Below are 6218 nucleotides of genomic sequence, written 5' to 3' on the forward strand. Positions count from 1 at the left end.
GTCGCGGCGACCCGGTTGGCGGTGGCGGCCCCGGGTAGCGGTCGCCCAACTGGTCGGCCGGGTGGGCGGCCAGAAGTTCGCGGAACGCGGGCGAGGCGTAGTACTCGCCGGGGCCCGGGGTGCTCGGGATACCGACCGGGGTGGGCGCTGTCGAGCCGGTCGCGGCGACGTCGATCCGAATGATCTGCTCACCGTGGAAGTAGTCCTGCCGGTTCGACCACCACAGCGGGTCGGCGTCGCCGGCCGAGGCGCTGGGATACATCGACGCGTACCGGGTGAGCTGGGAGTTGACCGCGTTGACCCCGGCGAGGGTGGTCAGCAGCAGCCCGCTGCCGACCGCGACGGCGGCGGCGATGACGGCCAGGCGGGTGAGCGCCTCACGGCCGCCGGCCACGGCGAGGCGGAGCCCGAAGCGGATCACGAGGCGATCCGGTCCGGCGCGTTCACGCGCCCGTCGCGGACCATGACCTCGCGGTCGGCGTACGCCGCGATCCTCGGCTCGTGGGTGACCAGGATGACAGTGGTGCCCTGCTCACGAGCGGCACCGACCAGCAGGTCCATCACCTGCTCGCCGGTGAGCGAGTCGAGCGCGCCGGTCGGCTCGTCGGCGAAGAGCACCTGCGGCTCGGCGACCAGGCCGCGAGCCAGGGCGACCCGTTGTGCCTGCCCGCCGGAGAGCTCACCCGAGCGCCGCTGCTCCAGGCCGCCCAGCCCGAGGCGCGCGAACCAGGCTTCCGCCCTGGGTAGCGCCTGCTTGCGGTGTACGCCGCTGAGCAGCAGCGGCAGCGCGACGTTCTCCACAGCTGTCAGCTCGGGGACGAGTTGACCGAACTGGAACACGAAACCGAACCGGTCCCGGCGCAGGCTGCTGCGTTCGGTCTCGGCCATGGCGTGCACCCGGGCCCCGTCGAAGAGGATCTCGCCGGAGCCGGGCACCAGGATGCCGGCCAGGCAGTGCAACAGGGTGGACTTGCCCGAGCCGCTGGGGCCCATGACGGCGAGGATCTCGCCCGCCTCCACGGCGACGCTGGCGCCACGCAGGGCCGGCGTCTGACCGAAGGAGAACTCGACGTCGCGCGCTTCGATCACGACGCTCACGGCCGCACCTCTTTCCGTAGGGCGTCCAGGCGGGCGCCGGTCATCTCGATCCATCGGAGGTCCGCCTCCAGGTGGTAGAGGCCGTGGTCGGCGAGCAGCGCGTCGACCAGGCTGCCGGCGCGCTTGATCTCGGTCAGCTCACGCATCCGGTGCAGGTGCGCGCTGCGCTGGGTGTCGAGGTACTCGGCGGCCGGCCGGTCGAGCATCAGCGCGAGCACGACCTTGGCGAAGAGCACCGTCTGCAGGTGCGGTTCCGGGTCGACCGGTTGGGTCAGCCACTGCTCGACCTCGGTCGCGCCGACGTCGGTGATGATGTAGCGCTTGCGGTCGGGGCCGGAGCCCGGGGCGACGTCGCTGATCACCACCTTGCCGTCGCGGGCCAGTCGGCTGAGGGTGGAGTAGACCTGGCCGAACGGCAGTGGCTTGCCCCGGCCGAAGAAGGCGTCGTAGTCGCGCTTCAGGTCGTAACCGTGGCTGGGCTCGCGTTCGAGGAGGCCGAGAAGGGTCAGTGGCACGCTCATGCCAGCAGACTACACCGAGGGTATACCTCGCGTATATACCCTCGGTGTGTTGTGGAGCGCCCCTGGTCCAGGCGTTGGTGGAGATCGAATCGGGCGCGGCGCGGCCGGTGCGCGGTCAGCCGGTCAGGGTGCGGGCCAGGGCGTAGCCGGTGGTGGCCGCGGCGAGCCCGGCGGCCACGCTGCCAAGCACGTTGGCCAGCGCGAGGAGCCGGTGACCATCAGTGGTCAGCCGCAGCGTCTCGTAGCTGAAGGTGGAGTAGGTGGTCAGCGCGCCGCAGAACCCGGTGCCGAGCAACGCGCTCACCGCCGGGCCGACCGGCCATCCGACCAGGACGCCCAGTAGCAGCGACCCGGCCACGTTGACGAGCAGCGTTCCCCAGGGGAACGCCGAGCCGTGCCGGGACTGCACGGCCCGGTCGGTGAGGTAACGCAGCGGCGCGCCGACCGCCGCGCCCAGTGCGATGAGCAGGACGGTCATCGGGTCACCCGACGCAGCAGCCCGGCGGTGACGGCGTCGCCCAGGGCGACCGCCACGAGCGCACCGAGCACCGTCGCGGCGAGGTACGTCAGCGCCGTGCCCGGTGCGCCCACGACGATCGCCTGCTGCACGTCGACCGCGTAGGTGGAGAAGGTGGTGAACCCGCCGAGCACCCCGACTCCGAGGAACGGGCGAGCCAGCGGGGGTCCACCGTCGAGGTGCCCGAGCACCGCCATCAGGACGCCGATCAGCAGACACCCGGCCGTGTTGACGGTGAACGTGGCCCACGGGAAGCCGGTAGGTGGGTGCGGAACGGCGTGTTGCAGGCCGGCCCGGGCCAGCGCGCCGAGCGCCCCGCCGACCGCGATGGCGGCGAGAATCGTCGCGGGGTGCGCGGTCAACTCGCGGCGGTCGCCGGGGACGCGCAGGTCGACGTCGGGGTCGGTACGCGGCTCGAACGGCTCTGGCACGGCTCCTGAGCGTAGTGCCGGCGACGGCGGCGTCCGCGCACCGCCGCGACAGGGCGTCAGCGCACCGCCCGGCGACAGCGCGTCAGCGCACGGCCGGCGACGGCCGGGTCAGCGCACCGCCGCGACGGCGGCGTCCGAGCCGCCTCGCCAGACCGTGCCCACCTCGCTGAATCCGGCCGCGGTGAGCGCGGCCAGGTGCCACGAGACCGGTGGATTCCATTCTGGGCTGTGCCCGGTCGGGTAGATGGCGTGTCGCTGGGCGACCAGCGGGGCGAGCGCCGGGTCTGCGCCGGCCCGCTGCCACCAGTCCGACCAGGACAGCACCGAGCCGGCGGCGTACCGGGCGTTGCGCCGGTCCCGGGCCCGGTCCATCAGCCGCTTGGTCAGCTCCGGCACTGAGTCGTCGGGCATGTGATCGGCGTTGACGAAGACGCCGCCCGGCCGCAGCACGTCGCGCAGCTCGGCGTAGAGCTGCCCGAGCCGGTCGGCCGGCAGCCAGTGCAGGGCGGTGGCGGTGAGCACGGCGTCGTACTCCTGGTGCGGCAGCGTGGAGCGCCACTCGGGGGAGCCGAGGTCGGCCGTGACGATGGTGGCCCGGTCGGCCAGCGAGGCGTCGGCGATGGCGAGCAGCGCCGGGTCGAGGTCGACCAGTGTGGTCTCGGCGGCGGGGAAGCGAGCGAGGGTCCGCAGCGAGATGGTGCCGGTGCCGCCGGCCAGGTCGAGCACGCGCGGCGGTCGGTCGTCGAGGACCGCGTCGACGGTGTCGAGCATGGCGGTGAACCGGTGCTCACGGTCCGGCATGAACGCTTCCTGCTGGCGGTCCCAGCTTTCCTGCCAGGCCCAGGGATCCGCAATGTAAGGACTCATAGCGATCAGGCTAGTTACGCCAGCGACGCGTTGTCCAGACCTTGTTGCACATCTTTTGCAATTGCGAGAAGATGGCAGGGCGATGATCGAAGCGACGCCGGGCCGGGCGGATGCCCGGCCCGGCGTCGTCATCGAGGAGGGTCAGACGGCGGTCCCCGCCAGCTCCGCCTCGGCTCCCGCCGGCTCGTCGCGGCGGGCCAGCCGCAGCGCGCCGAGGAGTACGCCCAGACCGATGAGGGTGAGTGCGGCGCCGGCCCAGATCGGCGAGGTGTAGCCGAGTCCGGCGGCGATGGTCACCCCGCCGATCCACGCGCCCAACGCGTTGCCGAGGTTGAACGCGGCGATGTTCGCCCCGGACGCCAGGGTCGGCGCCTGGTGGGCGTACCGCATGATCCGCATTTGCAGCGGCGGCACCGTGGCGAAGCCGAACCCGCCCATCAGCACCAGCGCGACGATGGTCAGCACCGGATTCGTGGCGGTCAGCGCGAAGCCGACGAGCACCACGGTGAGCACCGCCAGGACGGTGACCAGCGTGCGCGACAGGGACCTGTCCGCCGCCCGGCCGCCGAGCAGGTTGCCCGCGAAGAGCCCCACGCCGAAGAGGACGAGCAGCCACGGCACGGTGCTGGAGGCGAAGCCGCTGACCTCGGTCAGCGTGTAGGCGATGTAGGTGAACGCGCCGAACATCCCACCGAAGCCCAGGACGGTGGTCACCAGGGAGAGCCAGACCTGCGGGTGGGTGAAGGCGCGCAACTCGCCGCGCAGCCCACCGGCCGGGCGGTCGGCGTTGGTGGTGTCGCCCACCGGGATCAGCAGGGCCAGCCCGATCAGTGCGACCACCCCGATGGCGGTGATCGCCCAGAACGTCGACCGCCAGCCGAAGTGCTGCCCGAGGAAGGTGCCGAACGGCACGCCGAGCACGTTGGCGATGGTCAGGCCGGCGAACATCATGGCGATGGCGCCCGCCCGTCGGGCCGGTGCGACCAGACCGGCGGCGACCACGGCGCCGATGCCGAAGAACGCGCCGTGGCAGAGCGCGGCGACGATCCGGCCGGCCATCATCACGGCGTAGTCGCCGGCGACGGCGGACAGCAGGTTGCCGATGATGAAGAGCACCATCAGGCCGAGCAGCACGGGTTTGCGCGGCAGGCGGGTGACCGCCGCGGTGAGGGCGACGCCGCCGACGGCCACGCTGAGCGCGTAGCCGGAGATCAACCAGCCGGCCACCGGCTCGGTGACCGCGAAGTCGGCGGCCACCTCGGGCAACAGCCCCATGATCACGAACTCGGTGAGACCGATGCCGAAGGCACCGATGGCCAGCGCGATCAGGCCGGGCGGCAGGGACTTCTGGGGTACGGACATGGTCTTCCCATCGAGTGGAGGCAGATAGGCGGCGCGTGCAACTACACGCGCCAACAACGAAATACTTGCACGCGCTTTATATCGGCGCAAGCGTGCTAGTCTGGGGTTCGTTCAGATCACAGCGAGGAGGCCGGTATGGGCATCGCCGACGACGCGGTCGAGATCCGCGCCCAGGGCTGGCGCACCCTCGCCGCCCTGCACGGGCTGATCGAGACATCCCTGGAGCGGGCGCTGCAAGCCGACCACGAACTCTCCGTCGTCGAATACACGGTGCTCGACGCGCTCTCCCGCCAGGACGGCTGGCACATGCGGATGAGCCAGCTCGCCCGTGCCGCCGCGCTGTCCGGCAGCGCCACCACCCGGCTGGTCACCCGCCTCGAACAACGAGGGCTGCTCACCCGCATCCTCTGCGCCGACGACCGGCGCGGCATCTACACCGAGCTGACCCCGGCCGGCTCCGAGCTGCTCGCCCAGACGCGACCCACCCACGACCGGGTGCTCACCGACGCGCTCGCCCAGGCGGAGGCCACCCCCGAGTTGGCGCCGCTCGTCGACGCCCTGCACCGGCTGCCAGCCACCCGCTGACCACCCGCAGGCCCGCGCGGCAGCGGGCGTACGGTACCCGCAGCCCCACCGGGACCGCCGCGCCAAGGAGGCAGCCGATGCAGGACCGCACCCCTCGTCCGGAGGAGCTGGAGCCGATCGAGCGCGCCGGCATCGACGAGCTGCGCGCCCTGCAACGCGACCGACTGCGCTGGTCGTTGCGGTACGCGTACGACAACGTGCCGCACTACCGGCGGGCGTTCGACGCGGTCGGGGTGCACCCCGACGACTGCCGGGATCTCGACGACCTGGCGCGCTTCCCGTTCACGGGCAAGGCGGAGCTGCGGGAGAACTACCCGTTCGGCATGTTCGCCGTACCCCGGGAGCGGGTGGCCCGCCTGCACGCCTCCTCCGGCACCACCGGCCGGCCGACAGTCGTCGGCTACACCCGCGACGACCTGCGCACCTGGGCGCGGCTGATGGCCCGCTCGATCCGCGCCTCCGGCGGCCGCCCCGGCGACCGGGTGCACGTCGCGTACGGCTACGGGCTCTTCACCGGCGGTCTGGGCGCGCACTACGGGGCCGAGGAACTGGGCTGCACAGTCATCCCGGTCTCCGGGGGCATGACCGAGCGTCAGGTCATGCTGATCCGCGACTTCGAGCCCGAGGTCATCATGGTCACGCCCAGCTACCTGCTGGCCATCGTCGACGAGATGCGCCGCCAGGGCATCGACCCGCGGGCCACCTCACTGCGGGTGGGCATCTTCGGCGCCGAGCCGTGGCCACGCCGGCACCAACCAGCTCGACGTCTTCCAGGCCACCCGGGCCAGCAGGCGGCCCTCGGCGTCCAGCGCCAGCAGCGCGCCGCCCAGCACCTCG

At 72.2% G+C, this 6218-nt stretch carries 8 protein-coding genes and 1 pseudogene; 2 read left to right on the top strand and 7 right to left on the bottom strand.

Features of this window, described 5'->3' with window-relative positions:
• The 7 genes and pseudogenes from ABZ749_RS26735 to ABZ749_RS26765 form a co-directional block, all read right to left on the bottom strand.
• Positions 1–421: pseudogene (locus ABZ749_RS26735) on the bottom strand (ABC transporter permease); the annotation flags it as partial.
• Entirely contained in the window at positions 418–1098 is a 681-nt protein-coding gene (locus ABZ749_RS26740; protein ID WP_357232664.1) for an ABC transporter ATP-binding protein, read from the bottom strand. The gene ABZ749_RS26740 and the pseudogene ABZ749_RS26735, both read right to left, overlap by 4 nt.
• Complete coding sequence (locus ABZ749_RS26745; RefSeq protein WP_091398392.1) at positions 1095–1619, bottom strand: PadR family transcriptional regulator; 525 nt, start codon at positions 1617–1619, stop codon at positions 1095–1097. The genes ABZ749_RS26740 and ABZ749_RS26745 overlap by 4 nt, the downstream gene beginning before the upstream one ends.
• A 115-nt stretch (positions 1620–1734) precedes the next feature.
• Positions 1735–2097, bottom strand: a complete 363-nt coding sequence (crcB, locus tag ABZ749_RS26750; RefSeq protein ID WP_357232666.1) for a fluoride efflux transporter CrcB — start codon at positions 2095–2097, stop codon at positions 1735–1737.
• Positions 2094–2567 carry a CrcB family protein gene (locus ABZ749_RS26755; protein ID WP_357232668.1) on the bottom strand — a complete coding sequence of 158 codons (474 nt, stop codon included), beginning with the start codon at positions 2565–2567 and terminating at the stop codon, positions 2094–2096. The genes crcB and ABZ749_RS26755 overlap by 4 nt, the downstream gene beginning before the upstream one ends.
• Positions 2568–2675: 108 nt before the next feature.
• The gene (locus ABZ749_RS26760; protein WP_357232671.1) at positions 2676–3434 is read right to left on the bottom strand and encodes a class I SAM-dependent methyltransferase; all 759 of its coding nucleotides are present in this window, start codon (positions 3432–3434) and stop codon (positions 2676–2678) included.
• 141 nt (positions 3435–3575) lie between these two features.
• Positions 3576–4796 carry an MFS transporter gene (locus ABZ749_RS26765; protein WP_357232673.1) on the bottom strand — a complete coding sequence of 407 codons (1221 nt, stop codon included), beginning with the start codon at positions 4794–4796 and terminating at the stop codon, positions 3576–3578.
• 135 nt (positions 4797–4931) lie between these two features.
• Here ABZ749_RS26765 and ABZ749_RS26770 point away from each other — a divergent pair, with 135 nt between their 5' ends.
• Both ABZ749_RS26770 and ABZ749_RS26775 read left to right on the top strand, forming a co-directional pair.
• A complete protein-coding gene (locus ABZ749_RS26770) occupies positions 4932–5381 on the top strand; it encodes a MarR family transcriptional regulator (protein ID WP_357232675.1) in 450 nt (149 codons plus the stop codon).
• A 77-nt stretch (positions 5382–5458) separates the two neighbouring features.
• Positions 5459–6218, top strand: a 760-nt coding sequence (locus ABZ749_RS26775; protein WP_357232677.1) for an AMP-binding protein, incomplete at its 3' end; no start/stop codon positions are given.

Source organism: Micromonospora sp. NPDC047753 (genome assembly GCF_040642735.1).
In the GTDB taxonomy this organism is placed as follows: domain Bacteria; phylum Actinomycetota; class Actinomycetes; order Mycobacteriales; family Micromonosporaceae; genus Micromonospora.

Excerpts from the sequence above, each read along its gene's own strand:
- ABZ749_RS26760 (WP_357232671.1), bottom strand. The coding sequence starts at position 3,434 with ATGAGTCCTTACATTGCGGATCCCTGGGCCTGGCAGGAAAGCTGGGAC.
- crcB (WP_357232666.1), bottom strand. The coding sequence starts at position 2,097 with ATGACCGTCCTGCTCATCGCACTGGGCGCGGCGGTCGGCGCGCCGCTG.
- ABZ749_RS26770 (WP_357232675.1), top strand. The coding sequence starts at position 4,932 with ATGGGCATCGCCGACGACGCGGTCGAGATCCGCGCCCAGGGCTGGCGC.
- ABZ749_RS26765 (WP_357232673.1), bottom strand. The coding sequence starts at position 4,796 with ATGTCCGTACCCCAGAAGTCCCTGCCGCCCGGCCTGATCGCGCTGGCC.
- ABZ749_RS26745 (WP_091398392.1), bottom strand. The coding sequence starts at position 1,619 with ATGAGCGTGCCACTGACCCTTCTCGGCCTCCTCGAACGCGAGCCCAGC.